At 35.9% G+C, this 26,104-nt stretch carries 30 protein-coding genes, 1 pseudogene and 1 riboswitch; of the genes and pseudogenes, 5 read left to right on the top strand and 26 right to left on the bottom strand.

The annotated features are described in order from the left end of the window. Positions 1-39 precede the first annotated feature (39 nt). The 5 genes from dinB to lpxK form a co-directional block, all read right to left on the bottom strand. Complete coding sequence (gene dinB, locus JML65_RS21870; protein WP_202272208.1) at positions 40-1,137, bottom strand: DNA polymerase IV; 1,098 nt, start codon at positions 1,135-1,137, stop codon at positions 40-42. 67 nt (positions 1,138-1,204) lie between these two features. Beyond that, positions 1,205-1,660: a GNAT family N-acetyltransferase gene (locus JML65_RS21865; protein WP_202272188.1), complete on the bottom strand. Its 456-nt coding sequence runs from the start codon at positions 1,658-1,660 to the stop codon at positions 1,205-1,207. A gap of 84 nt (positions 1,661-1,744) precedes the next feature. After that, positions 1,745-2,260: a TlpA family protein disulfide reductase gene (locus JML65_RS21860; RefSeq protein WP_202272186.1), complete on the bottom strand. Its 516-nt coding sequence runs from the start codon at positions 2,258-2,260 to the stop codon at positions 1,745-1,747. Between the two features lie 152 nt (positions 2,261-2,412). Then, positions 2,413-3,228, bottom strand: a complete 816-nt coding sequence (locus JML65_RS21855; RefSeq protein ID WP_047494152.1) for a purine-nucleoside phosphorylase — start codon at positions 3,226-3,228, stop codon at positions 2,413-2,415. Further along, on the bottom strand, positions 3,212-4,237 hold the full coding sequence (gene lpxK, locus JML65_RS21850) for a tetraacyldisaccharide 4'-kinase (protein WP_047494149.1): 1,026 nt from the start codon (positions 4,235-4,237) through the stop codon (positions 3,212-3,214). The genes JML65_RS21855 and lpxK overlap by 17 nt, the downstream gene beginning before the upstream one ends. An 87-nt stretch (positions 4,238-4,324) precedes the next feature. On the opposite strand from lpxK, the gene truA reads away from it, so the two are divergent. The 3 genes from truA (at position 4,325) to JML65_RS21835 (ending at position 7,377) form a co-directional block, all read left to right on the top strand. Continuing rightward, complete coding sequence (gene truA / locus JML65_RS21845) at positions 4,325-5,077, top strand: tRNA pseudouridine(38-40) synthase TruA (RefSeq protein WP_228406084.1); 753 nt, start codon at positions 4,325-4,327, stop codon at positions 5,075-5,077. Positions 5,078-5,104: 27 nt separating this feature from the next. Then, positions 5,105-5,458 (top strand): hypothetical protein, encoded by a 354-nt coding sequence (locus JML65_RS21840; RefSeq protein ID WP_202272184.1) that lies wholly within the window; start codon positions 5,105-5,107, stop codon positions 5,456-5,458. Positions 5,459-5,631: 173 nt separating this feature from the next. After that, the gene (locus tag JML65_RS21835) at positions 5,632-7,377 is read left to right on the top strand and encodes an ABC transporter ATP-binding protein (RefSeq protein WP_202272182.1); all 1,746 of its coding nucleotides are present in this window, start codon (positions 5,632-5,634) and stop codon (positions 7,375-7,377) included. Between the two features lie 104 nt (positions 7,378-7,481). Here the strand turns inward: JML65_RS21835 and JML65_RS21830 are convergent, their stop codons facing one another. Genes JML65_RS21830 through JML65_RS21815 form a run of 4 tightly spaced genes read right to left on the bottom strand, consistent with a single transcriptional unit; the run spans position 7,482 to position 9,997 of the window. Continuing rightward, complete coding sequence (locus JML65_RS21830) at positions 7,482-8,096, bottom strand: class I SAM-dependent methyltransferase (RefSeq protein ID WP_202272180.1); 615 nt, start codon at positions 8,094-8,096, stop codon at positions 7,482-7,484. Further along, a complete protein-coding gene (locus JML65_RS21825; RefSeq protein WP_202272178.1) occupies positions 8,093-8,686 on the bottom strand; it encodes a hypothetical protein in 594 nt (197 codons plus the stop codon). The genes JML65_RS21830 and JML65_RS21825 overlap by 4 nt, the downstream gene beginning before the upstream one ends. Further along, positions 8,676-9,146 (bottom strand): RNA polymerase sigma factor, encoded by a 471-nt coding sequence (locus JML65_RS21820; protein ID WP_115916445.1) that lies wholly within the window; start codon positions 9,144-9,146, stop codon positions 8,676-8,678. Before JML65_RS21820 ends, JML65_RS21825 begins: the two co-directional genes overlap by 11 nt. Continuing rightward, positions 9,146-9,997 carry an alpha/beta fold hydrolase gene (locus JML65_RS21815; RefSeq protein WP_202272176.1) on the bottom strand — a complete coding sequence of 284 codons (852 nt, stop codon included), beginning with the start codon at positions 9,995-9,997 and terminating at the stop codon, positions 9,146-9,148. The genes JML65_RS21820 and JML65_RS21815 overlap by 1 nt, the downstream gene beginning before the upstream one ends. Before the next feature lie 409 nt (positions 9,998-10,406). On the opposite strand from JML65_RS21815, the gene JML65_RS21810 reads away from it, so the two are divergent. Next, complete coding sequence (locus tag JML65_RS21810) at positions 10,407-10,622, top strand: hypothetical protein (RefSeq protein WP_047494121.1); 216 nt, start codon at positions 10,407-10,409, stop codon at positions 10,620-10,622. Positions 10,623-10,677: 55 nt separating this feature from the next. Here JML65_RS21810 and JML65_RS21805 read toward each other — a convergent pair whose 3' ends face one another. Beyond that, positions 10,678-11,970 (bottom strand): MFS transporter, encoded by a 1,293-nt coding sequence (locus JML65_RS21805; protein WP_202272174.1) that lies wholly within the window; start codon positions 11,968-11,970, stop codon positions 10,678-10,680. Positions 11,971-12,081: 111 nt separating this feature from the next. Further along, complete coding sequence (locus JML65_RS21800; RefSeq protein ID WP_228450384.1) at positions 12,082-12,834, bottom strand: DUF3575 domain-containing protein; 753 nt, start codon at positions 12,832-12,834, stop codon at positions 12,082-12,084. 186 nt (positions 12,835-13,020) lie between these two features. Here JML65_RS21800 and JML65_RS21795 point away from each other — a divergent pair, with 186 nt between their 5' ends. Next, positions 13,021-15,105 carry a TonB-dependent receptor domain-containing protein gene (locus tag JML65_RS21795; RefSeq protein ID WP_202272170.1) on the top strand — a complete coding sequence of 695 codons (2,085 nt, stop codon included), beginning with the start codon at positions 13,021-13,023 and terminating at the stop codon, positions 15,103-15,105. Positions 15,106-15,178: 73 nt separating this feature from the next. Here the strand turns inward: JML65_RS21795 and ribB are convergent, their stop codons facing one another. The 15 genes and pseudogenes from ribB to JML65_RS21720 all read right to left on the bottom strand — a co-directional run bounded on the left by ribB (position 15,179) and on the right by JML65_RS21720 (position 26,103). Next, complete coding sequence (ribB, locus tag JML65_RS21790; protein ID WP_047494115.1) at positions 15,179-15,826, bottom strand: 3,4-dihydroxy-2-butanone-4-phosphate synthase; 648 nt, start codon at positions 15,824-15,826, stop codon at positions 15,179-15,181. Positions 15,827-15,918: 92 nt separating this feature from the next. After that, a riboswitch (FMN riboswitch) is annotated at positions 15,919-16,044 on the bottom strand. Positions 16,045-16,224: 180 nt separating this feature from the next. Beyond that, positions 16,225-16,983 carry an SMI1/KNR4 family protein gene (locus JML65_RS21785; protein ID WP_084085628.1) on the bottom strand — a complete coding sequence of 253 codons (759 nt, stop codon included), beginning with the start codon at positions 16,981-16,983 and terminating at the stop codon, positions 16,225-16,227. A gap of 11 nt (positions 16,984-16,994) precedes the next feature. Beyond that, a pseudogene (locus JML65_RS21780) lies at positions 16,995-17,344 on the bottom strand (DUF2200 domain-containing protein). Between the two features lie 11 nt (positions 17,345-17,355). Continuing rightward, on the bottom strand, positions 17,356-18,135 hold the full coding sequence (locus JML65_RS21775) for an alpha/beta fold hydrolase (protein ID WP_202272168.1): 780 nt from the start codon (positions 18,133-18,135) through the stop codon (positions 17,356-17,358). 64 nt (positions 18,136-18,199) lie between these two features. Then, on the bottom strand, positions 18,200-19,444 hold the full coding sequence (locus JML65_RS21770; RefSeq protein ID WP_202272166.1) for a hypothetical protein: 1,245 nt from the start codon (positions 19,442-19,444) through the stop codon (positions 18,200-18,202). A 108-nt stretch (positions 19,445-19,552) separates the two neighbouring features. Beyond that, on the bottom strand, positions 19,553-20,293 hold the full coding sequence (locus JML65_RS21765) for a hypothetical protein (protein WP_202272164.1): 741 nt from the start codon (positions 20,291-20,293) through the stop codon (positions 19,553-19,555). A 13-nt stretch (positions 20,294-20,306) separates the two neighbouring features. After that, positions 20,307-21,098 carry a hypothetical protein gene (locus JML65_RS21760; RefSeq protein ID WP_202272162.1) on the bottom strand — a complete coding sequence of 264 codons (792 nt, stop codon included), beginning with the start codon at positions 21,096-21,098 and terminating at the stop codon, positions 20,307-20,309. A 314-nt stretch (positions 21,099-21,412) separates the two neighbouring features. After that, on the bottom strand, positions 21,413-21,823 hold the full coding sequence (gene arr, locus JML65_RS21755) for an NAD(+)--rifampin ADP-ribosyltransferase (protein WP_202272160.1): 411 nt from the start codon (positions 21,821-21,823) through the stop codon (positions 21,413-21,415). A 36-nt stretch (positions 21,824-21,859) separates the two neighbouring features. Next, complete coding sequence (locus JML65_RS21750; protein WP_115916465.1) at positions 21,860-22,363, bottom strand: DinB family protein; 504 nt, start codon at positions 22,361-22,363, stop codon at positions 21,860-21,862. Between the two features lie 48 nt (positions 22,364-22,411). Beyond that, a complete protein-coding gene (locus JML65_RS21745; RefSeq protein ID WP_047494091.1) occupies positions 22,412-22,795 on the bottom strand; it encodes a 5-carboxymethyl-2-hydroxymuconate Delta-isomerase in 384 nt (127 codons plus the stop codon). A 153-nt stretch (positions 22,796-22,948) separates the two neighbouring features. Continuing rightward, positions 22,949-23,536, bottom strand: a complete 588-nt coding sequence (locus tag JML65_RS21740; RefSeq protein WP_084085609.1) for a hypothetical protein — start codon at positions 23,534-23,536, stop codon at positions 22,949-22,951. A gap of 108 nt (positions 23,537-23,644) precedes the next feature. Next, the gene (locus tag JML65_RS21735) at positions 23,645-24,259 is read right to left on the bottom strand and encodes a hypothetical protein (RefSeq protein ID WP_202272158.1); all 615 of its coding nucleotides are present in this window, start codon (positions 24,257-24,259) and stop codon (positions 23,645-23,647) included. Positions 24,260-24,332: 73 nt separating this feature from the next. Further along, the gene (locus tag JML65_RS21730) at positions 24,333-25,013 is read right to left on the bottom strand and encodes a hypothetical protein (protein ID WP_202272156.1); all 681 of its coding nucleotides are present in this window, start codon (positions 25,011-25,013) and stop codon (positions 24,333-24,335) included. Between the two features lie 23 nt (positions 25,014-25,036). Continuing rightward, positions 25,037-25,561 carry a hypothetical protein gene (locus tag JML65_RS21725; protein WP_202272154.1) on the bottom strand — a complete coding sequence of 175 codons (525 nt, stop codon included), beginning with the start codon at positions 25,559-25,561 and terminating at the stop codon, positions 25,037-25,039. Then, positions 25,558-26,103: a dihydrofolate reductase family protein gene (locus JML65_RS21720; protein WP_202272152.1), complete on the bottom strand. Its 546-nt coding sequence runs from the start codon at positions 26,101-26,103 to the stop codon at positions 25,558-25,560. Before JML65_RS21720 ends, JML65_RS21725 begins: the two co-directional genes overlap by 4 nt. Between the last annotated feature and the right edge of the window lies 1 nt (position 26,104).

Genomic DNA, 26,104 nt, shown 5'->3' with positions numbered 1-26,104 from the left:
TGAAGATTTGGTAGATACAAGGTAACGAAAAAATATGATCTATTCATTTTCGAATTCTTCAAACGGGATCTTTAGTTGAACGGAAACCAGCTTTTTTTCCTCCGTATTGAGCTGGGAGAGGGAAAGCCCCAGTAAACGGACGGCTTTATCATAAGGACGAAGTTCCCAAAGTTTTTTTCCAACACTGAAATACTGCTCCGGAGAATTGAAATAATTTTCCCGCGTAATACTTCTTGTAAAAAGAGAAAAGTCTTTGTATTTAATTTTTAATGTAAGGGTTCTTCCAAGAATATTATTTTTCTGCAAACGCTGATGAAGTTCCTCTCCGAGACTTTCCAATTTTTCATTGATCTGCTGTTCATCAAAAAGATCTTCAAAAAAAGTTCTTTCTACAGCCACGCTTTTCTGAATGCGATGAGGTTTTACCTCTGAAGTATGAATACCCCGTACCACATTGTAATAATGGGTACCTGACTTTCCAAAAAGCTTTACCAGATCTTCCAGCGATCTTTTCTTTAAATCTTTGCCTTTGTAAATTCCTAAACTAAACATTTTGTTGGCTGTAACCTTTCCTACGCCGTAAAATTTTTCAACAGGTAATTCCTCAAGGAAACTTTCTACTTTATCAGGATGAATTGTTTTTTGCCCATTAGGTTTATTGATATCAGAAGCTACCTTTGCCAGAAATTTATTGACTGAGATTCCCGCAGAAGCGGTTAGTCCGGTTTCCTGAAATATTTTCTGACGAATCTCCCGGGCTATCAGATTGGCAGAATCCATCCCTTTTTTATTTTCAGTGACATCCAGATAGGCTTCATCCAAAGATAAAGGTTCTACCAGATCTGTATATTCATAGAAAATTTCCCGGATTTTTTTTGAAATTTCTTTATACCGGGCAAAACGTGGCGGCACAAAGATAAGATCAGGGCATTTTTCCTTTGCCGTCTTGCTGGGCATTGCCGAACGAACTCCGAATTTTCTGGCTTCATAGCTGGCTGCAGCCACAACCCCTCTATGCTGGCCTCCTACAGCAATGGCTTTGCCTTTCAGTGTAGGATTGTCATGCTGTTCTACAGAAGCATAGAATGCATCCATATCCACATGAATAATTTTACGAAGCGGCAAAGAAAAATCCATATCACAAAGATATGGATTCATTTATTTATGGTAAATTATTTATAGAAAGGAAGTTGAAGTCTTTCAGTTACGACTTCAGTCTCATAGTAAGTAACAGGGGCTCAAAACCAGCTTTTTCATACGCTTTGACAGCAGACTCATTTTCAGCATATACATCGAGTCTTACTTCCGTAATCCCTTTGGATGTTGACCAGCTAACCAGTTCATCCGTAATTATTTTATTGATTCCTTTTCCTCTGTATTCAGGTTTTACATACATAAACCCCAGGTAAGCATAGCTTTTAAAATTATTATAGTCTTTTTCTGATGTTTTGATGAGTGCGTAACCTGATGCCACAATTTCATCATCGTCTTCCACAACAATTAAAGTAGCGTCCGGTGACTGTATGAATTCATTCAGGTCGTAATAATGAATCTCACCATCAATTAATGTACTGTTAAAAGGTCGTTCTGCGAAAACTATTCCCTGTTCAAATTCTAATAAAATCTCTAAATCCTTTTCTGTAGCTTCTCTTGTAATCATGGTATAAATGGTTGAATATTTTAATACATAGTGTATCAAAAATCTTTTATTTTCTAAACTTTTGAGGGTAAAAAAGAATGGTAATTATTGTAAAAGATTATTGATGGTCTGCTGAATTTCCGGGTCTTCCGGAGAGATCGCATAATATTTTGCGATGGACGATTTCTGATCAATAACCATATATCGTGGAATCCAGTTAAGGTCCACATAATTATTGAAATCATTTTTCCACCCTGAAGCAAACCAATAATTGTTTTTGTCTTTCATATTGAATCTGACAAGACTTTTATCAAAACCTTCTTTTGATCTTTCTAATGATAAGAATACAAAATCTACGTTCGGATTATTTTTTTCTAAGACCTCGGCTTTTGGAAGTGCCTGTAAACAGTCTCTGCACCATCCTGCCCAAAAGTCAATGACTAAAACTTTTCCTTTATGCTGATCAAGAATCTGCTGAACCGTGATGCTTTTTCCTTCTTCATCTTCCAGTTTCTGCTGTAGTGCTTCTTTGGAAAATCCTGTTTTAAGAGCTGTAGGTACTTTTTGGGAATAACTTAATCCAAAAATACCTACCATAAAAATTACTAACAACTTTCTCATTTCTGACAATTTCATTTGTACAAATCTAATCAATGAAATGCAATTGATAATTGATTTTTCATGAATTAGGAAAAATTTATAATATTGATAATTTCTATGGATTTCAAACATACAGGCCGGAGTTATGGATCATCCGGTCAAATCTTTGATGGTTACTGATACGTTTTAATTAAGCCTTTCACAACAGCAATTACATTAGGCATTGCTGTATTGGCCGCATTCAGTACTTCTTCGTGAGAAACGGAAAGGGCAATGTCAGGTCCGCCAAGGTCTGTAATGACTGACATACAGAATACATCCATCCCCATGTGTCTGGCAACAATAACTTCGGGTACAGTACTCATTCCTACCATATCACCGCCAATAGCCTTAATCATACCGTATTCGGCCGGGGTTTCAAAAGTAGGTCCCTGCAGGGCTACATATATCCCCTGATGGATCTTAATATTATTTTCAGAAGCAGCCTGCTCAGCTACCCTGATCATTTCTTTATTGTAAGGCTCGCTCATATCTACAAAACGTGGCCCAAGCTCATCTATATTTTTACCCCGAAGCGGATGTTCGGGCATCATATTGATATGATCTTTTAAAATAACGATATCTGCAACACTGTAAGCAGGGTTTACCCCACCACAGGCATTGGAAAGGATAAGATTTTGAATTCCCAACAAATGAAAAACCCTGATCGGAAAAGTTACTGTTTCCATAGAATGCCCTTCATAATAATGAAAACGGCCACTCATCATCAGTACTTTCTTTCCTTCCAGTATTCCATAGATCAGCTTTCCGGTATGTCCTGCTACCGTAGTTTGTGGAAAATTTGGGATGTCTTTATACTCTAAAACATGGATGGGCTCTACTTCATTCTGTAGTTTTCCCAGTCCTGAACCTAAAACAACCGCAAAGTCAGGGGTATCCTGAATGATATTTTTGATGAAATCTGCGGTCTCCTTAATATTTTTTAACATAATCCAAGATGATTTGATCGAATTCCTCCTTTTTATCAATGAGAACATTGATAGGCCAGTAGTAAACAATATCTCTAAGGTAGTCAAAAGTTTTCAGACGCACATAATCTTTCTCTGTGGTTAATATCAGTTTATATTCCCCTAATTTTTTGTACTCTGCAACGATTTTTTTTATATCATCGTCTGTAAAGTTATGGTGATCTCTGAATTTTAGATGTTTTACTCTTTTTGAGAATTTTGCAAGGTGCTCCAGCAGTGGTTTAGGATTGGCAATTCCCGTAATCAGTAAGATATCATAATAGTTCAGGTTATTGTCAGGAAGCATTTTCTCTTTTCCGTATACATTTTCGTCGTACCCGATGGATGAGAAGAATACTTTCTGATTATAAGAAGGTCTGATTCTTGAGATATAATAGCGTTTTGTTTCTTCAGTAAGTTCGTCAGGACATTTGCTGACCATAATGATATCTGCTCTTCTAACTCCTGCTCTGGATTCTCTCAGGTCTCCGGCAGGAAGAAGGTAATCCTTAAAATAAGGATCATTAAAGTCTGTCATCAGAATATTAAACCCGGCTTTGATAGCTCTGTGCTGTAAGGCATCATCCAATACCAGTACATTAAGGTCCATATCTTCGATCACTTTTTTGGCTCCGGGAACTCTTTCTTCTGAAACAGCAATGACAAAACGGTTTTTGAAACGTTCAAAAAGCTGCATTGCTTCATCGCCCACCATCTTATAATTACTTTCATAATTGGTGACCTCATACCCTTTGGTCAGTCTTCCGTAACCTCTGGAGAGCACTCCCGTTCTGTAGTGTTTGGATAAAAACTGGGCAAGATACATCACCATCGGCGACTTTCCACTTCCGCCCACGGAGAGATTTCCGACATTGATTATCGGTGTCTTGAATTTTGTCGACTTAAAAATCCCTAAATCATACATTGTGTTTCGGATACCCGTTACCAAATGATAACCGAGGGAAAAAGGATAAAGGTACCATCTTTTCATACGATTGCAAAAATAGGAATTTTCATAAGGATTGTTGTCATATTCTCAAAGACTTTTCAACAAATATTTCGTTAAATTAAAGTATTTTTGCGGAGTTATTATACTACATTGAGATACTTTATTGAATTTTCTTACAACGGAAAGAATTATTTCGGCTACCAGATACAGCCGGATGCTATTTCTGTACAAGAAGAACTGGAAAAAGCACTTTCCACCATTTTAAGGGAAGAAATTAAAACTACGGGGGCCGGAAGAACAGATACGGGAGTTCATGCCAAAAAAATATTTGCCCATTTTGATACGGAACAGGAACTGAATGATCAGTTTCCAAGGAGACTGAACGGTTTTCTTCCTCCTGATATTTCTATTAAAAAGATTTTTAAGGTGAAGGATGATTTTCATGCCCGTTTTGATGCTACCTACAGAACCTATGAATATTATATTTCTTTGGAAAAAAATCCATTCACTCAGGAATCCGCCTGGCAGCACTGGAAAAGATCATTGGATATCGATAAAATGAATGAGGCTTGTAAGATTTTGTTTGAATATGAAGATTTTACGAGTTTCGCAAAACTAAAAACAGATAACAAAACCAATATCTGCAAAATGTATAAAGCAGAATGGGAGCAGGTAGGATCAGAACTGAAATTTACGGTTTCTGCCAATCGTTTTCTAAGAAATATGGTTCGGGCTATTGTAGGAACTATGGTAGAAATTGGGGTAGGAAAACTGAAACCTGAAGATCTTCGTAAGGTCATTGAAGATAAAAACCGTAATGCGGCAGGAACATCAGCACCGGCTCATGGTCTGTATTTGGTAGATGTAGGCTACGAATTTTAAATAAAAAAACTAAAAAACAAAATAACCATGTTATCAATTTTTATACTTATTGGTGCTTATCGGTATTATGCACAATTAGCGGAGAGATTTGGAAAAACCAAATGGCATTTCGGCCTTTTAGCGATAGGAATTTATTTGGGAAGCCAGATTGTTTTAGGAGTGACATATGGGGTCTATAAAGGACTTACAGATCCTGCTGCTTTGGAAGATGTAAACTATACTGGTTTTTCTCTGGTCAATATGATTGGCTGGGTGATTTCTATTGCTGCAGTATGGGGTATTTATCAACTTCTTGAGAAGAAATTCATGAAAGAAAATCTTCAAAAACCTTCAATTGAAATAGAAAAAATAGGGGAGGTATCTGAAAGTCAGCAAAACTAGGGAGCTATACAAAAGGCTGTGATCCATAAAAAACAGACGAAAGATATTCATACTGTAAATGATAGGTATCTGAAATTTTCTATTAGGATTTGTAAAAGTTCTGAAGCCAGTCCAATTATAAAGTCTTATTTTTGCATAGAATTTTATTTTAATTCTTTTCTTCTATTCGTACAATGAAAAAACAAGATACCTGGGGAATTATAAAAAGATTGTTCTTTATTGGAATGAAATTTCGTTCTTGGTTCATTCTTACCTTAATAATTTCTGTCATACTTTCAATTGTTTCTACTTACAGGCCATATCTTACCATGGAAGTGGTGGATAATGATATTACAAAATTGCAGGATAAAGCTGTAATGATGAAGCATATCTACATTTTGGTGGGATTGGTATTTGCAGAAACTGTTTTAAACTTCTTCTTAGTTTATTTTTCAAATTTTATCTCACAAAATGTAATTAGGGATATCAGAGAAAGGCTATATGCCAAGCTGATCTATTTCAGAACTTCATTTTTTGATAAAACACCTATCGGACAGCTGGTGACCCGTGCTGTAGGGGATGTTGAAACGATTGCAACGGTATATACAGACGGTTTCCTGATGGTTTTCGGAGATATTCTGAGGATTGTCTTTGTATTGATCATGATGTTCAGCACTAATGTGCATTTAAGTTATATCACTTTGGCTATTTTACCTTTAATGGTTATCATTACAAGGTTTTTCCAGAAAAGACTTAAAAAAGCATTTGGAGATGAAAGAAACTGGACTGCAAATCAAAACTCTTTTGTTCAGGAAAGATTGGCCGGAATGCCCATTATACAGGTATTCAACAGACAGGAATCTGAATTTAAAAAATTCGATAGTATTAATATTACCCTGAAAGAAGCATTGTTGAGAACGGTTTTTATCTTCTCATTATTCTTTCCGGTTGTAGAGCTTATTTCTTCTCTTTTTATAGGATTTATCCTGTTTTACGGAGGGTATATTACGATCAGTGCGGGGGTTGTTATTGCCTTTATTCAATATATTTCAATGCTGATCCGTCCGCTAAGACAGATCGCGGACCGTTTTAATAATATCCAGAGAGGTATTGTAGGAGCGGAAAGAGTATTGGGGCTGATGGATGAGGAAAACTCAATGCCTAATAACGGAACTGTAAAAAAAGACCATTTCGCCGGTAAAATTGAATTTCATGATGTACGTTTTGCTTATGATGAGAAACAGGAAGTCCTGAAGGGTATTGACTTTAAAGTAAATCCTGGAGAGACAGTAGCTATTGTAGGGGCTACGGGAGCCGGAAAATCTACGATTATCAGTCTGATCACAAGATTGTATGATATCAATTCAGGACAGATACTTATTGATGATGTAGATCTTAAAGATTATGAGCTTTATAATTTAAGAAGTCATATTGGAGTTGTACTGCAGGATGTCTTCCTTTTCCATGGAAGTATTTTTGAAAACCTTGCCTTTGGCGATGACAGTATTACACTGGATAAAATAAAAGAAGGAGCAAAAGAAATTGAAGTTGATCAGTTTATAGAGCAGCTGCCTGGCGGATATGATTATGTAGTAAGCGAGAGAGGTTCCTCTATTTCTTTAGGGCAGAGACAATTATTATCTTTCCTTAGAGCTTATTTATCAGATCCTAAAATTCTGATTCTCGATGAAGCAACATCTTCCATTGATCATGAAAGTGAAAAGCTGATCCAGAAGGCTACAGAAAAAATTACAAAAAACAGAACGTCAATCATTATAGCACACAGACTTTCCACTATTGAAAAGGCAGATAAGATTATTGTCATGGAGCATGGTAAAATTGTGGAAGAAGGAACACATCTTGATCTGTTGGATAAAAACGGATATTATGCTACGCTTTACAAAGCCCAGCTGCGTCATGAGGTAGAGGCGGAGTCATAAACCCAGTGCAAAGTATAATTGCTGTTTTTAAAATTAATATAGAGTAAGGCCCGAGAAAATCTTTGATTTTCTCGGGCCTTACTCATAAATAGAACAATGTGTTTTTAAAGCTTTTTAAAACTACAGAAAACAAAATTCTGAAGGGTATTGAAAGGCGTGATATGATCTTCCGTGATGCATTTTATTTTTTCAAATCCGGATTTGAATGTTTCGGCCAGAGATTTTTCATCATATTGCCGGATATCCAGTCCGCTGCATTGAGTAGGTCCATTTTTAGAAAAGGTTCCAAGGATCAGGAATCCTGTTATATTTTTTTCTGCAATATCGCGATATTTTGAAATCTGCTCCGGAGTTGTCAGAAAGTGAAAGGCAGCCCTATCATGCCAGATATCATACGTTTCTGTAGGCTCAAATGCTGTAATATCAGCAGCAATCCATTTCACTTTATTGGCAGCATCTCCCAACCTGTGCTTTGCCTTTTCCAATGCGTTGGCAGAAATGTCGAGCACTGTAATATTTGTATATCCTTCTTTGAGGAGAAAGTCTACAAGATTACTGTCTCCACCACCTACATCAATAATGCTGGCATCTTTTCCCAATCCCCCCGAATGAATGAAATCAAGGGAAGTCTGTGGTTTTTCCTGTGTCCAGCTTACCTGATCAGGATTTTTTGTTTCATATACCTTCTCCCAGTGGATTTTATTTTCTGAAAAACTCATAAGTCCTGTAGTTGATTATTGATTTCTTCAAATTTATTAATTAATCCATTAAGTTTTGCCTCTTGTTTTTTTATCGTTTTAGGCCTTATATAAAACCAGTTGAATCCTATCCATACTATCATAAGGGTGTATGCCAGTAGCGCGTAAAAGGATGTCATCTGTAAAGTATATTCATACATATAAAGACAGATTCCCAGAAACAGCATGATAAAATATACATTCAGCATGGTTGTCTGTATAAATTTCTGTTTATTTTTCACAGAATACAGACTCTGCAGGTACTGGCTGTTGGATTGAGTATTGTCAATGGTATAAAAAATCATAAACATTTTATTATAAGCCAATAAGAAGATGACCATGGCCAAAATAACAAGTATAATTCCTGCTTTTGTAGTCATAAGCTGAGGCTGAAATTGATACCAGATGAAGGCAATACCTATGGAAGTTACAATCAATAAAACATTCATGATGATGATCTTCCGAAGGGTTTCATTCTTAAACTTTTTCAATTTGCCAAGAAGTTCTTCCAGATTAGGTTTATTGGAGGTTTGCTGTTTCCATATATTTTTGAAATCTATATTAGTATCCATTTTCTTTAAACTTTTGAGTTAATTTTTCTTTTATCCGGTGAATCTTTACCCTGATATTAGATTCTGAAAGCCCAATGATATGGGCAATCTCAGCCTGCTTTACTTCTTCCAGTTCCAGGGAAATAATGATACGGTCCGTTTCAGGAAGTTCTGAGATAAACTGATAAAGCAATTGTATCTGAGGCTCCAGCGACTCCTGTTTTTTCTCTTCCAGATTAATGGGCAGGTCTGCTTTGGCAAATCTTTTTTCTTTTTCCATCTGACGCAAGCAATTATTGGAGGCAATCCTGAAAATCCATGTTCCTACACTGGATTCATTTCTGAATTTCGGAAGCTGCTGCCATACTATAATAAAGGTTTCCTGAGCCAGATCCTGAGCAGAATCGGTATCATTGACATATCCCATACACAAACGGAATATTTTCTGCCAGTACAGTTCATATATTTCTTCAAATACCATTATTTCGTAGACAAGAAGTTGTTCAGCTGATTAAAATACCATTCTTTATCATCATACATAATAAAGTGTAATCCCTTGGAAGCATATTGCATATTGGCATTTTTCAGATTTTTATATTGGGCTTCGATAGCCGGTTTAAAATTGACAAAATAAGATTCCAGCAGGATAAGAGAAGGGCAGTGTATATTTTTTATTGTTTCTCTGAGATCTGTATTGGAGAAATCACAGTATATACTGGCAAATGTTTTTCTGTCTGATTTCATACTCCAGTTGATTACGGTTTCCTGCATAGAAGTATCTGCCATTAGGCGAGGGATGGATTGGGTCTGCATTTGGCGGAATTGTTCATCTGTCATGGCGGTTAATTTATTAACGGTTGCTGAACAGTCATTATTTTCTTTAGATGTAAAATTGGGATTGGATAGGGCAGCCAGACAAGGCAGCGTATCTACAATAATAATTTTACCCGGAAGCTCAGGATAGTCAGCGGCGATAGCCAAAGCCAAAGCTCCTCCCATACTGTGTCCGATGATAATAGGTTTTTCAATATTTGTATCCTTTATAAAGGCTGCAATTTCTTTTTCCCAATTTTTAAAACTGGCATCAGTTTCTGGCTTTATCCCTGCAAATCCTGCCATGGTTAAAGTATAGCACGTATAATTTTTTTCAAATTTTGCTGTAGTTTCATTCCAAACATCTCCTGAAGAGGCGAAACCTGGAATAAAAATTAAAGACTGTTTACCCTTTCCTGTTTTCTTAACTTCAAATGAATATGATTTTTCCTGACCAAATATATTGCATAATGCTGCAAAAAATAACATGATGATAAGAAGGAATGTGAATTTTTTCATGGTTTCTAAGGTTTTAAGGTTTATTTGTCTTTTAGAGACGAACCTTTTGAAAATGTTACAATATTTTTTAATTATTTTTTTTAAAAAAGTATTTTTTGCTGTGAAGCCTTTCCTAGAGCGAAACCTGAAAAAAAATTCTAGGTTCTCGATTTTAAAATCCAGAGATTTTCTCTTCATTGAGAATCTTTTTCCACGGATATATGTATTCTATTATTTTTTTGCTCTTTTTTAGATTATAGAAATAAATATATCTTTTGTGTTTTTGTTGAATAAAATAAAAAAATAATGACCTGAAGGTGTTTATATTGATAAAAATTACTAAATTTATTAAATATTTAAGACGATGCCTTGCATGTCATAGGGGTATCACGTAAAACTGGAATTTTTAATTAAAACCCAAAACATATAAATGAGTAGTAGTATCCAAGATGAATTTAAAGTCTTTAAAGACGAACTGAAAAAACTTAATATTGAAGTTCAGAAAGTAGTAAAAGTAGGAAACGGAAGCATGGATTTCCATGAAGTTTTCTACAAATCGCCAAGATATGAAGAGGTGAAAAGTGTGTATGTCCAGCGACACAATCTGGACAGTATGATAGAAAAATTCAAACAAGCTTACCATTAAAAATATAACCGGCGCCTCAGATTTCTGAGGCGCCGGTTTCTTTATGCTGATTCTATTAATCTTTATCCAGTGTTGAGTTTTCTTTGGTGTCTTTCATCCTTGAGTAGACTACCAGAGAGAAAAAGATACATGCTGTGATATACCAGTAAAAATAATCTTCACTCCCCACTTTTTTAAACCAAAGAGCAATATACTCTGCTGTTCCCCCAAAAATGGCCACTGTAAGAGCATAAGGAAGACCTACTCCAAGAGCCCGGATTTCGGAAGGAAAAAGCTCAGCTTTCACTACAGCATTGATAGAAGTATAGCCGCTTACAATAATTAATGCCGCCATAATCAGAAAGAATGCTCCCCATATAGAGGTAGTGGTGCTAAGTGCGGTAAGAAGAGGAACGGTACATAACGTTCCCAAAATACCAAAACCCAGAAGAAGAGGGCGTCTTCCAATTCTATCTGATAATGCTCCAAATACCGGCTGTAGACAAGCAAATATGAATAATGAAATAAATGAGACTAAGGTAGACTCTTCTTTGGTAAGATGAACCGTATTAACCAAAAACTTCTGCATATAAGTCGTATAGGTGTAGAAAGCCAGGGTTCCGCCCAGGGTAAGCCCTACCACCGTAAGAAGTGCCTGCGGGTGCTTCAAAAGTTCGCTCACAGTACCTTTTTTCTTTTCACTGACTTCCTTTTTGTTTTCAAAAGCTTCAGTTTCATGGAGGTTGGCCCTCAGGTATAATGCAATAACGGAGAGCAAAGCCCCTATCACGAAAGGAATTCTCCAGCCCCAGTCTTCCAGCTGTGCCTCTGTAAGCAGTAGTTTTTGCAAGATAAGCTGAATTCCCAAGGCAATAAGCTGTCCTCCGATTAATGTCACATACTGAAAGCTTGAGTAAAACCCTCTTCTGTCCTGAGTTGCCATTTCGCTGAGATACGTGGCGGAAACTCCATATTCACCTCCCACACTCAATCCCTGAAGAAGTCTTGCCAGAAGCAGTAATAAGGGGGCCAGAATTCCTATGGATTTATAGGTTGGAGTAAGGGCAATAAGCAGTGATCCAAAAGACATGAGTAATACCGAAAGTGTCATCGCTTTTTTTCGTCCTATTTTATCAGCTATGCTTCCAAACAGCCATCCTCCAATGGGTCGCATCAGAAACCCGACAGCGAATATCCCTGCTGTATTCATCAACTGTGCATTGAGATCAGAATCCGGAAAAAATGAATGCGAAAAATAGATGGCAAAGGCTGCATAAGCATACCAATCGTACCATTCTACAAGATTTCCAATAGAGCCGCCTACAATGGCTTTAATCCTTTGGCTGGTGGTAATTTGTGATGTATTCATATTTTTTATTTGCCCAAAAATCCCGATATAATGAGTGCCAATATACAACTTTCAGGAAAAATTAAACCGCCCTGAAAAAAGAACGGTTTATATCTTCTATTTTGTTGTTTTTTAAAACCTGTACCCCAAAGAAAGACCGCTTCTGAAACCTGCCCATGGGCCATCAACTTTTATTTTTGCACCATTGGCATTGGTTTCTACGGTATAATCCACGATTGGAATATCTAGCTTTTCTATTTCTTTTTTTAGCTGTGCCTGCATATCGGGAGTCAGCACAAAGTCGCTGGACATGGAGAAGTCCCCTTTTCCACTTCCATAGTGAGCCCCGGCAATCCAGAGATCAAGTACCAGATTTTGACTTTTAGTAAGGAAAAACTGTACTCCAACCATGAGGCCGCCACTGTTTCCATTGGTTTTTCCCTGCCCTTTAAGTGGAATCTGATATGTATTTCCATCAGGACCTTTATAATCGTAATAAAAATCAAAGGTATTGGATGAAACATCAGAGTACCGGTAATACGGAGCAATATAAAATCCTTTTCCATATCCCTGTCCGATATAAAATCGGGGTTCTATTGTAAAGTTGGTCGCTTTTATTCTCAGATTCTGAAATCTTTTTTCGTCTTCATCCTTAAGAAAAGCATTGATAAAAGGAACTTTTCCTTCCGGCATGGTCCCAAATCCAATGTTTACTGAAAACCACTGGTTAATGGCTCTTTCATAGGACAGGTTAATATTTCTGAATGCATAGGCGGTTACATTCGTTTTGATAATATTCATTTTTTCTGCCGAGATGTTTTGATCTTCCTGAGCTGTTGCTTCTGAAAACACTAGACCAAGGAGGAGTATAACTGCTTTTTTCATGATCTTATATTTTGTGGTGTAAGGTGATACCAGCAAAAAACGGGCTGAATTTAACATAATAATATCGATTATTAGAAAAAACATAACAGATTGCAATGATTTAGTTAATTATTGGTTCTGATACAGAAGATAAATGTAATAAATATAAGACTTGTGCTGTCTTATCTGTATTATTGCATTTCTGATATGAAAAAAACTATATATACCGTGCTTGTACTTTGTGGAACTTTTATGTTTTCGCAGGAGAAGGTGAATGATACTGTTAAGGGAGCGAAGACCGAAGAGATTCAGGAAGTTATTGTAAAGGCACAACGTAAAAAGCAGTTTGCAGATAAAGCAGTCTATACTTTTGACAAAGAAGCTCTGGAAAGAGCGCGTTATGCAAAAGATCTGCTTCGTACACTCCCGGAGCTGCAGCTTGATCCTGTAGCCAATACGATTACCAGTACAAAAGGAGGAAGTATATTATTTCTTATTAACGGAATTGAAGCTACGGATTTACAGATCCGCAGTGTAGCCCCCATTGAAGTGGTAAAAGTGGAGTATTATGATATTCCACCGGCAAGATGGGCAACAAGAGCAGATACCGTTGTTAATATTCTGACAAGATCTACGGAAACGGGTTATGTTTTTGGAGCTGATGTATCTTCAGCCTTGAATACAGGGTTTGTAAATGGCGCTGCCTATGCCAATTATACCAAAGGGAAAAATAATTTCGGCCTTGAATATTCCCTGAATTTAAGAGATTACGATGACAGAAGAGTAAACAGTATTTATGACTACCAGCTGAATGGAAAGCATTACCGTTCCGATGAAAACAGAACGGATCATTTTGGATATACTTTTCAGAATGTAGCATTACGTTACACCAGACTGGTTCCTGATCAGTATGCTTTCCAGGCGAAGTTGAATATGGATATTTTCAGCAGGTTTTCAAAAGGAGTAGGACAAAGTATTTTTACAGAAGATCATGCAAGTGAAGAACATGCCATGTTTAAAAATAACGGTTCAGATTATGTGATTCCTAAACTGGATTTATATTATTCAAAGAAAATAGGGGAAAAGGATGAGCTGAGTATTAATGTGGTAGGATCTCACTATACTACCAATACATCAGAAACGGCAAAAGAATGGATCGTAGGTTCCGGGCTTTCGGTATATGACAATGATATGACACTGAAAGCCAAGCAAACAAGCATTGTGGGAGAGCTTGCCCATGCTCATGATTTTGCAGCAGGAAAGCTTTCATCAGGATATCGTATTTCAAGATCTTCCATTTCCAATGACCTAAATAATCTTGCCGGCTATTCTCAGTATAGTGTTACCTATCTTGAACAGTATTTTTACACTGAGTTTTCAGGAAAAATTGAAAAGTTTACTTACCGCCTTGGTGCCGGGCTTACCAATATTCACAATAAAAGTGCTGAAAATACCTTTGATGAATGGACTTTTACTCCCAAAGTGATTTTAGGGTATCAGCTGAAAAACAATCAAAGTCTCCGTTTTACAGGAAGCTACAGCCCAGTAAGTCCTTGGAGTAATGCATTGAGCAGTAATGTGGTACAGTTGGCTCCGAATATTGTACAAAGGGGAAATCCTTTTTTACAATCTCAGCAGGTTTTTTCGAATACATTAACGTATTCTTTTAATAATAAGCATTTCGATTTTAATGCGGCTTTATTTTACCGGTATACGGATAGGGTGATTAACCAATATTATGTTCACGATACCGCATTGGGTGGATATGCACTGACCTATGAGAATGGAAAAAACGGGCAAAGGTATGGTGTACAGCTGACAGGATCTTATAAACCATTTGGGAACAGTCTGCTTGTCATAAAAGCAGTGATAACGCCCACTTCTGAAACGGTAAAAACAAGTGCAGACGCTTTGATTAAAAATAATTATCTAGGAAACTATTTTGTGCTGTCTTCGGAGTATAAAGCTTTTTCACTTCAATATCAGTTCAATATTCCAGTGTACAGTCTTAGTGGAGCTTTCCTCAATACCAATGAAAACCAGAATAATATTTTTGTAAGTTATAAGCATAAGAACTGGACCTTCTCTACAGGGATGTATTGGATGGGAATGCCTTCAGAATATAAAACGAAAAGCCTTCCGGAAAGTCTTGTAGACTACAGGGTTCATACACAGATTATGAATAATAAATCGATGTTTGTTTTGGGGCTGAGCTATGATTTCTCAACAGGAAAGAAAACTGAGCTTCAAAGAAAACTTAATAATGAAACAGCTCCGGCTGCTACTTTTTAAAATACCATTGACCTATAAAAACAGCCGGCTGATACAATCAGCCGGCTGTTCTGTGCGTTAAATATATTTTATTTTAGTTGCTGATGATCATTTTGCGGTAAGCATAAATATCTTCAATGGTTACGACGGTCATCCCTTTTCTGGAGGCAAAATCCACAATTTCGGGAAGTCTTGCCATAGAACCGTCTTCATTGGTTAATTCACAAAGGACAGCATCGTCCCCAAGGTTAGCCATTTTTACAAGATCTACGCTGCCTTCTGTATGGCCTCGTCTTTCAAATACTCCGCCTTTTTTGGCTATTAAAGGAAATACATGCCCCGGGCTGGCAATATGTTCAGCCTGAGCATTGGCAGCAACAGCTGTCCTGATGGTTGTCACACGGTCTTTGGCTGAAACACCGGATTCGACACCCTCTTTAGCTTCAATGGTAATGGTGAATGCCGTTTGATTTTTTGAATTGTTGTTTTCCACCATGGGACGTAAGTTGAGATGCTTACTTTTTTCTTCAGAAATACATAAACAGACAATACCGCTGCATTCGCGGATCAGAAGTGCCATGTCTTTTTCTGTAATAGTGGAAGCGGGATAGATGATATCGCCTTCATTTTCACGGTTTTCATCGTCTACTAAAAGAATACCTTTTCCCTGTTGTAATGTTTGAAGTGCTTTTTCTACACGTTCTTTGGAGGTAGCTCCGAATTGTTCTAATAATTTTTCCATGTTATTTTACTTTTAAAAGTTAAAATAGTCTTCGGTACATGGAAATGAAATACGACACACTAAGAGTCCATAAGGAATCTTACTGATCATCTCATTTTCTTCTCCCATCCAGACTTTAACTGTCGGTTTTGGAATTTCACCAAATCAGTCCCTTCAAATGAAAGGAGTCGCGGACTATAACCGCCGGTAGGGAATTACACCCTGCCCCGAAGAAAACTTATACTAAGTTTTGCTGTATGTTTTAATTTAAATTTTTATTTCATTGAATCGTATTTAACGCACAGGCCGCTAATTTCGGGAAGTTTTTTGAATTGGAGAAGAAATTTCTGATACTTTTTATCAATCTATAAGGAGCATCTGTGACGATGTCCCTTATAGATTTCTGAAGCTTCTTTGTCTTAGTTTTCATATTCTTTTAAATAAGAAACCCATTTTTTTTCAACGAGATCAGATAAAGAGTTTGCTATTTTAATGAGCTTGGGAGGTTGATGTTCATGAGCGAGAATGTACATTTTCTGACTTTCCCAATGGTACAACAACTGATCTCCATCTCCATGGATCCAAAATTCTCCCAAGACCAGATAGGTTTTATTTTGAATGATTTCAATATCGAGTTCCTCGAGATCAATGGTTAGCCCCTCAAGTTCCAGCCTGGATATATTTTGATAGAATAAAATCAGATCTTCCGGGAGCTGTATTGAAAGTTCCTTTTCTTTGTTTTGAATACGCTGCGGGTCTGCCCCTTTTTCAATATGATCAGAAGTACTGTAGGATTTTGTGAGTTGTTTAAGGAATCTTGGATAGATGTCTTTTAAATGCCCAAATTGACTTTCTACTGTTTTTTGAAGCTGACGTTCTTTCTCTTTTTCTGCTTTACAAAAATCATTGAATTCTTTTTCCCAGCCTTTTTTATAAAGATCAGACAGGTTGGTATTTATTTTTTGTAATTGGAGCCAGTCAAAAGCAGCCAGTTGTCCAATATATAGATTTCTGATATCACTGAAGCTATCCCTGGGTTTCATACCAAGGAAAGCTCTTCTTCCACATATTTTTTCCACACTTTCTTTATGTTGTGTGAACCAGTGCAGCCATTCCTCAGCACTAAGTTTTCCTTCGGATAAACGGATGAGTTGTTCAGTTATTTCTTCTAATGTCATCAATGTAAAAATTATTGTCTCAATATTTTCTCCATTTTTTTCCCCTTGGCCAATTCATCGATGAGTTTATCCATATACCTGATATTTCTCATCAGTTCATCTTCAATTTCCTCTACCCGATATCCACAAATGACGCCTTTGATCAAAGAAACATTAGGGTGGATCTGAGGGGCCTGTTCAAAAAATGTTTTAAAATCAGTTTTTTGATCGAGGTGGTCCTGAAGTCCCTGTTGGTCATAGCCGGTCAGCCAGCAGATAATCTCATCGACTTCTGATTGGGTACGGCCTTTTTTTTCGCTTTTTGAATATAGTGAGGATAAACACTGGCAACAGATGTAGTAAATATCCGGGTGTTTTGCATGGCTCTAAAATTTAGATTAATTTCTTAAGTACTTTATCGAGTATGGTATTGAACTCATCGGGTTTTTCCAGCATAGGATAGTGTCCAACTTCTGTGATGGTTACATAATCGTAGTCTTTCAGATACTTACGGTTGTTTTCGGGATGGGTAGGCGAGGCATCCGAGTTAATGGCAACCACCGGTACCTGAATCTGTTCCGCAATTATTTTAAAATCTGTTTTATATAAAGGGTTGAGTAGATTAATGGCTGCTTCCGGTTCGTTTTGAAGAAACTCATAAGACAGTCTTTCTTTTACTGAAGCAGGTGTTTTTTCTGTAAATAAATATTGAGGAAGAATATTTTCCACGGCATTTTTAAAATCATGACGGTAATGGGTAAACAAAAACTGTTCAGCCTGCTCTTCTGTAAAAGATTCATCTAAATTTTTTAGGGTATCAATTAAAACAAGGGCTTTCACCTGTGGGATTTTCAATGCTGCTTCAAGGACATAAGCTCCGGACATAGAGTGGCCCACAAGAATAATATCTGAAGAATGAATTTCATCAGCTACAGCTTTAATATCATTAGCATATTGTTGGCTTGTCCAATCCTGTCTGGAGGCATCAGATTTTCCATGTCCGGCTAAATCAAGTTGTACAATATGGTATTGATCTTTAAAATATTCCTGCTGGCTTTCCCACCATTGGGCATTTCCCAACCATCCATGTATAAAGATGACTGAAGTTTTTCCGCTCCCGGATTCTTTATAATAAATTTTTTGTCCGTCCGCTGATACTGCATATTTTTCCATGTAATAAGTTGTAATGATTTATAGTTTATTGTGAAATAGAAATAAAAGGTTCAGGATCTGAAACTTACCATTTCCAGGCCTGTGGTTCATCTTTCCAGATCAGTAATCTGAATTCTTCATAATGTTTGCCGTTACCTATAATATGAGTGTCTCTTTGACCTTTATTAAGTGTTAGTTTATGTAAAATCCCTGAATGGGCAGCTACCCAAAGTGTTTCCCCATTGTCTGAAACAGTCATTCCGGAAATTGTGGAGCCCAGGAAATATCTCCAAAGCTGATTTCCGTTGTTATCAAATGCTTTGATATAGCCATAGGCATCCCCCAGGATATAATGGTCTTTTGTAGCTACTCCTGCATAGACTCTCATCTCTTCATCAATGAAAGTGAAATCATCACTTTCGGTATACGCCTCGATATCTGCTCCTATATACTGATCTGAATTGATACCAATGGTAATACCATTATAAAAGTGGCAGGAATTGGTGATTAGCTGGCTGTCATCTTTTGCAAAGAGACAAAAATGAGGATAGGAAGATTGGGGCCCAATGGCTCCTAATGTATTTCCTTCTGCATCTAATATCCTGTGATCATAGCCCTGATCACCCACAGCAATATAAGTATTGTCATGTGATAAGGCTGCGTTTTCCATATCGATTTGCGAAGTCCAGTCTTCATCATTGTCTTCATTGATTGGGTGAATAAGTTTTTTGTCTTCTTTAGAGATCAGATAAATCCCGTTTGAAGAAACTACAAGAACTTTATTTCCATCATTGAAGGGTGTCATCTCTGTAATTCCGGAATCTTCGGTTTCACTGAGCGTAAACTCATTGATGATTTCGCCGTTCCAACCTTTATAAAGAGATATTTTTCCGGGAGTGGCTAAGGCAAAAATATTTCCCTGTTTAGATTTTCCAATAGCGTGAATAGACTCATCCAGTGTTGTGATGTTATTCTGATCAAGAACATAGGCCTGTCTTTTTTCATAAGAGGTACCGGTAAGGAAAACAATTTTCTGATCACTAATGAAGTGTAGCTGCTCAATACTTTGAGATTTTTCTTTCATTAATGGAATAATTGGACTGTGTGCCGGAGGAAACTGCTCTCTGAATAGCTCTGTTTCACCATTTTGATTGGCCGCTTTAAGTAATTCAAAAACTTCCAAGGCCAAATGGGCTCTTTTATCTTCCGGTTCTTCACCTTTCCAGTTTTCCCAGCCGTTTTTTTCGCCAAACTCAACCATTTCATTAATTTCTTTAGCATAGCGTTCTCCATTCGAGAACCATTCTTTTTGGATCGTAGTATTGTACATTGAAAAGTATATTTTATGATTTTGTTATTCTGACTGATCATCTGTAGAAGATGTAAAGGTGTATCAGAAAATAACAGATGATCTCAGAGTAAGTAAATATAAATATTTTTATTTGAAAGAAGTTCGTTTTTGATGTTCACCCCAGATTTTTATACTGCTTCCTTTTAGCAATGACGGATTAAGTGTACCCTTTTTTTTGGCAATAAATTTAAAGCTCATGGTGCTGAGTTTTTCTTTAGGATTAAATAATAACTTCTCCCATGCTATCTGATATTTCCCATCAGCATTAATTTTTATAGTGTCTGTAGGCCCCTCTATAAAAGAATGAATGTTAGTATTCTGCTTGTTTTCTACTTCAACACTTTTTGAGATGTGGAGCGTGTTGACATCATACAGGTTTGACCACTGTATAGAAAAGTCCTGGTTCAGAGAAGCTTCTTTGTTATAGATAATATTATTGGGACTACTTGTGGCAAGCACGGGAGCATTTCCGAGAAAGAACTTTTTGCCATTGGCCAATTGTATCTGAAGATCATACTGTCCGTTTTTGGGCTGTACATGTTCAATTCGGTAATAGTAATTTTTGCTATAATGTAAGTTTTGCATGATTTGGTAATCTGTTTCCTTTTGATTGACCCAAATGTTGATAGACTCGTTGCCTATCTCTTTATTTTTTTTATCATATAAAATGACAGTAATGATATTATCGTTTTCATCTGTTAAGCTTTGATAAATTTCAATTTCCGCCTTTACCTCAGAAATAACTGTGATTTTTGAAGCAGGTGCCGGCCCGGAACATGAGTACAATAGAAAATAGCTGCAGAATAGCAATACTGAAAACCTGATCATATGCATCGTTTATTTAATTTTTATTTACCTTCACTATTATATTTTTCAATTCAAAAGGGATTCTCCTGATGGATTGCTCATTTTCTATCATGAGCTCCACATTGGTTTGATCTTTCTCAGAAGAAGACATGTCACGCTTTAATTTAACCAGTTTATAGATGATACCCGTACTTTTATCACGTAAGGTTAAGGTATTGTACCCGGGATCCATATTGTCGTTGATGAAATATACAAGTTTTTGCTTATTGTTATACCTGTACGCATACATAATATCAAAGCTTTCGAAGTCTATTTTTGTATAGTCTTTATCATCATCCAATCTATATTTGAAATCAGGAAAAGCTTTGTTGATGGCTGTGGAATCCAGGATGCTAAAATAAAGGAGTGGATTTTTTTCTGTTATTTTTTTATCAATCAGGTTCGTATTTCGGACAATATTTTTAAGAGGACCTAAATTAAAGTATGAATTGTTTGCTGCTGATGGAGTAAAATAATTAAGGATTCCGGTGATGTCTATTGTTTTGAACTTTTTATCAGGAACGTAAAAATGTTTTATTTTATTTGTCCCATTGTTATAGTTATAATTTAAGGGGTATTCTTTACTTTCCTTCAGCATGTTCTTTTTATCATCTGTAACGATCATAGTATCCAGATCTATCAGGTCAAATTTACCGGTTGGTTTATTTATTTCTATCCCGATCTCAATAAAGTCCTCATGTTGAGAAGCATGGGATAAAGTTATTTTATCCTGCGATAAACACGGAATATAAAGAAGGGTAAAAAGAATAAAGAGATAGTTTTTCATGATTTGCCGGCTTAGGTTTTCTGTAGTAAGGTACAAAACATTTATCCACTTCTCCTGTGATGTCTATAAAAATAGATTCAGGTTATTGATAATCTCAAAACTAGGATTGGTCAGATTTGTGGATAACTTATCCACAGTGTGTAAAACGTATCTGTCAATAAACTGTCTCATAGCCTATGTTTTAGGATGTTTTTCAGTAGGCTTATTATGAGGTAATAAAAAAGTTATCCACATTTTATTCACATGGATTGATGGGTTTGTAGAAATGTAATTGTAATGATGTGGAAGACTTTTTCCTGTTCTATTTAAAGTTATCAGTCTTCAATCGCTTCAATTCCTTGCCTTTTAAGTTCTTCAAGATGCTTTTTCATGTGGGCAAGCTGCTCCTGCGAATGCCCTTTCCAGTCGGTAACTTCTCCAATTACCCTGAGCGGATGTTGGGAACGGTAAGATTTTGTAGGATTTCCCGGAAATTTTTTATCCGTCAGGTTAGGATCATCTTCAATACTCCCTGTAGGCTCTACCTTATAAATTCTTTCTTTTCCTTCTCCCTGAGCCAGCTCTGCACCCCATGTGGCAGCCTCCAGAGTTGCTGTAAGATAAATGTATTTTGCCTTTCTCCCCGTACCATAATTGGAGCTGAAACCTACTTCGATGAGGTCTCCGGTGGTAAGATCTGCTTTGGTCCCGTGGTAATACACGGGAGCTTCTTCGGAAATGTTCATAGGTATTGATATTTTTTATGAGAGCACTTAAAGAAATTATTTTTGATCTTTATAAATATTCCAGAAATTAAAATCTGTCATAGGAGCATCTGTTATTCCTATATTTCTTCCCATTGTTACAATCTGTCCGCGGTGAAAAGTTCCATGTATAATAATGTGTTGAATATATTCATACTTTGTAAAATCACATTGGAACCACTGAGATTCAATCTTTATATTTTTTTCCAGATCTTCTTCAGATAAGTTTTCCACATAATCCACAAGTTTTTGTGAATTGTTTCTTAAGGCGTTAAAAACCTCTTCTCTGCTGTCTGCAGCTGACGTTTGAGCAAAATCAAAGTTATTGTTTTCAGAAATATGGCTCCACCAGTATTCCTGTGTCTGCCAGATATGGTGTAAGGTTTTCAGGATGGTCGGAAAACTGGAAATGGTTTCCTGGTTAAGCTGTTCATCAGATTTTGTGGCTAACCAGTCGAGATATTTGTTGAATACCCAATTGTTGTACTGAACGCTTTTGGTGACTAATGTTTTTAAGCTCATAATAGTTTATATTTTGGTTGGTTTTTAAATTCAATTTCTCAATAATACTTACAGGCCAAAATGTCGGTCATTCTCTATATTATCGGGATTAATAAGCGCTTTATTGGTATATGTTGCTGCTTCAAATTCACTAATATTAACGGAGAGAAAAGAAATATCCGGGAGCAGTTTCGTAAGTTGGGATGTAATTTGTTTTGAAAGATGGGCTTTCTGTTCTGTATGACGTCCTTCCATAATAAAGCCGAAGACGTGTAAAAAGTTTGTTTTATTTTTTCCCAGCTGGTAATATTGATAGGGCTGAATCCTTACTTTGATATCATTGGGTGCAAAAAGTCCTGTGGAATCAGCAGCATGGTATACTGTATTCATGATTTCATCAGGGGTGTTCTGCTGAAATATATCCTGTGAACAATCTATGATAAAATGAGGCATGGCAATTCAATTAATTAGTTTTGGTTGGGTTGTATACTTTCGAAATTAATAAAAAAGACAATATGAAAAATACGATTTGTAAAAAAAGGAAAAGGTTTTTTAAGATTGTAGAATAAGGGTGCTGAACATCACTATGTATTAAATTTCAGCTTTTTATTCTTCGTGTTTTAGTTTTTCAAGCAATAATTTTCCAAATGGTGAGATTTCATAGCCAATAGAGTGACTGATAGTCAACCCCAAATTTTTCAATTTCCGGATATTGGGCTTTACCCATTCTTTTTCGAAGCCTGTCAGCTTTGCAATACCTGCCGCCTGTAGTTGGGGATGATTTTCTATTGCAATTAAAACGGCTTTTGTCCAATCCCCCTGCTTACTGAATTGATCCAACCGTCTAAGCTTTTCTTTGAGTTCAAGGTATTTTTCATCAGTAAGATCAGTCTGTTCCCGTACATCTATTCTTGGGTCTTCAGAGTAATAGCTAACAGATATTTTAAAGATAGGTATTCCAATAGCACCAGGAAAGGAATCGAGCAAGTGTTGTTTGTTTTTGAAACCGGCGTTTATGGAATCTTCTTCAGAAATATCCTGCTCCTCTACTATTTCAATGTCGCCAATTTTTACTACTCCTACAGATGTTTTTATTAAGGAACCCTTTTTTACAGCTCCTTTTTTCCATTTCCGAAAAGCTAAACTGATACTTCCGGATTTAATACCCTGTAGATGTATTTCTTTAAACAACATAGTTTAATAGTATAACTTATTCAAAATTAAGTGTTTTTGGCCAGATAATGTGAAGGTTTTTTGGGCGTATAAAAAAGATCGTTCCTGATTTTAATCAGAAAATTTTGCTCAGAGAGAAGTATTTAGAAACAATTTGTTTTCTATATACTCAATATTATACTTTCCATACATCTCTTTGATTTCGTTAAACCATTTTGATTTTTTAAATTTTTCAGGACTAATTGTAGACGGTACAGAATTAGAATAATACACCTGTTTGTCTAGCAAAAGTTTAAAACGAATCCGAGTTTGAAACTCGCCGGAATATCTTTGAGAAGATAGCCTCATTATGTGATGGGGAAGAAAATCTATTGTTTTATCATAACTATTACCACAGGTAGAATACCCCCAAAATTCGATGGGTTGCCATTGTTTATCTTTGGTCAAAGCTTCCTGAATAAGATATAAACTATTGTCCTGCGGAATTAGCTTTATGTTTTTATTGTGGTTGTTTTTTATATAAATTGAATAAATAGAATCATTTTCTGTATTAATAATGAGCTGAATCAGATTTTTTTCATTTTTAGGAAATAATTTTTTAATGTTTTGATCAGCAACAAAATGATAATCAATACTGTTTTGATTAGTAAACATCTCAGTAGATAAATTTTGTGCACTGAAATCTTGATTCAAAAACAATTGAATAACAATAAAGATCTTCAACGTGCTTAGGTAGTTTTTCATAAATAGATTATTTACAGGATGATAATCTAGGTTAATAAATAGACCATTAATAAAATCATTTTTTTAACCTCTTTTAATCTATAGATTTTCGAGTGGAAGTTATTAACCGATAGGCTAATATATCATTAATTTCAAAGGCTTTTTTAGGATATACAAAACCTTTTTTAACTTTAAAATAAGGCCATGGGTAGTAAATTTCTTGGCATTTTTTATCACAATTTCCAATGTTAATTTTTATAGAATCATCTTGATTGATATCTATAGTTACAAACTTTCTCCATAGGTCTAAATGATTATCTGAAATGATAAAGCTTAATATTCCAACCCATTTTCCATTAATTTTATAAACAGGATCATAGGTGTATTTTTGATGAAAGAATTTTCCGTCTTTATTTTTAGAAATATAAAGTATTACATTTTCAAAGCTTTCAAATCCGGGACGGCCATAATGATCATAGGTGTTAAATTCAATTGTTTTTTCAGGTAAATTGTTTTTCAAATTATTAATAATTATATATTTACAATGGAATGCTCTATCCATAAACCATTTTTGCTTTTTAACAATTATTGTATCTCCGGTTTCTTCATCTACTTCTTTTTGTATAGCCTTTATTGGGTTGCTATTAGGATCAAATTCTGTGATATCAATCTTTTTACCAATAAAAACATATAGATTATCATTTCCTTTTGCAATTTGAGAAAAGCAAAAAAAAGAGATAAAAGCAAAAACTGAGATGAGAATTTTTCTATACATAAAGAACCATTATTAAAATAAATTTAGCTTTTTTCTCTCTCATATAATTTTGTTTTTTCTAGACCAAAGTTGTTTATTATGACAGTTGGAGAATGGAGTTCCCAAGTTGGAAAATGATTTTGAAGTTCATTTTTTAATTTTACAATTCCAGGGGTATTGTATTGATCAAATTCATAATTTCTTTTATCCGTAATGATTTCCAGCCCTGTTTGCCTTTCCTGTCTTACATGATATTGAAGCGGAATACTGAAGAAGTATACCGAGATAATTTCATCCCATTGTATAAATTCCATTGAGTCTTTTTCTTTGAAATAAAACCCCTCACGGGTATACGTGAAAATTCCGTCATATTGAAGTAAGCGATCCATTTTTTTTTCAACAGACTGATAGTCTTCCTTATCAGGAAAATAAATCTTTGCTGTAGAAAAAGTAATCACAACAATACAGCAAAGAATAATGATATATGATATTCCTTCGCTGTCGAAAACAGGATAATTAAAGGAAACGGTACCCAAAATGATACTGCTAATAATAATTATTTTTTTCATGAATCAGAAGTATAAATAAGCTGTACCACTCCGGATTTAAAAACATTGGTTTTTATTAATTTTAAATTAAGTCGCTCTTTCAAATCTTCAAACAAAGGTTTCCCACTACCTAAAGCAATTGGATGAACAGAAATTCTGTAAACATCGATCAGGTTATTTTGAATAAAAGTCGTAATGAGGCTTGCCCCTCCGTATAGCCAGATATCTTTTCCACCCTGTTTCTTGATTTCAGAAACTTTTTCTATAATATCAGTATTGATAAAGGTTGCATTTTTATCTTCTCTGTGTTGGCTTGAAAACACAAATTTATTTTTTGAATGAACAGCTTCCCAAAGTTTTTGCTCTTCCGGAGTAGCATTTTCTTCCGGTAGATAATTTCCCCAGGCATCATAGCTTATTCTTCCATAAAAAATGGTGTCAATTCCTGAAAGGAAACCGTCAAAATCCATGTCGTCATCCATAATACACCAGTCGGTTTCTCCGTTGGGTCCTTCGATAAACCCGTCTAGAGTGATAGCTAAATCTAATAATACTTGTTTCATT

Origin of the sequence: Chryseobacterium sp. KMC2, from assembly GCF_016756935.1 — a bacterium.
Taxonomy (GTDB): domain Bacteria; phylum Bacteroidota; class Bacteroidia; order Flavobacteriales; family Weeksellaceae; genus Chryseobacterium; species Chryseobacterium rhizosphaerae.
This window is presented reverse-complemented; position numbering and strand designations above follow the sequence as displayed.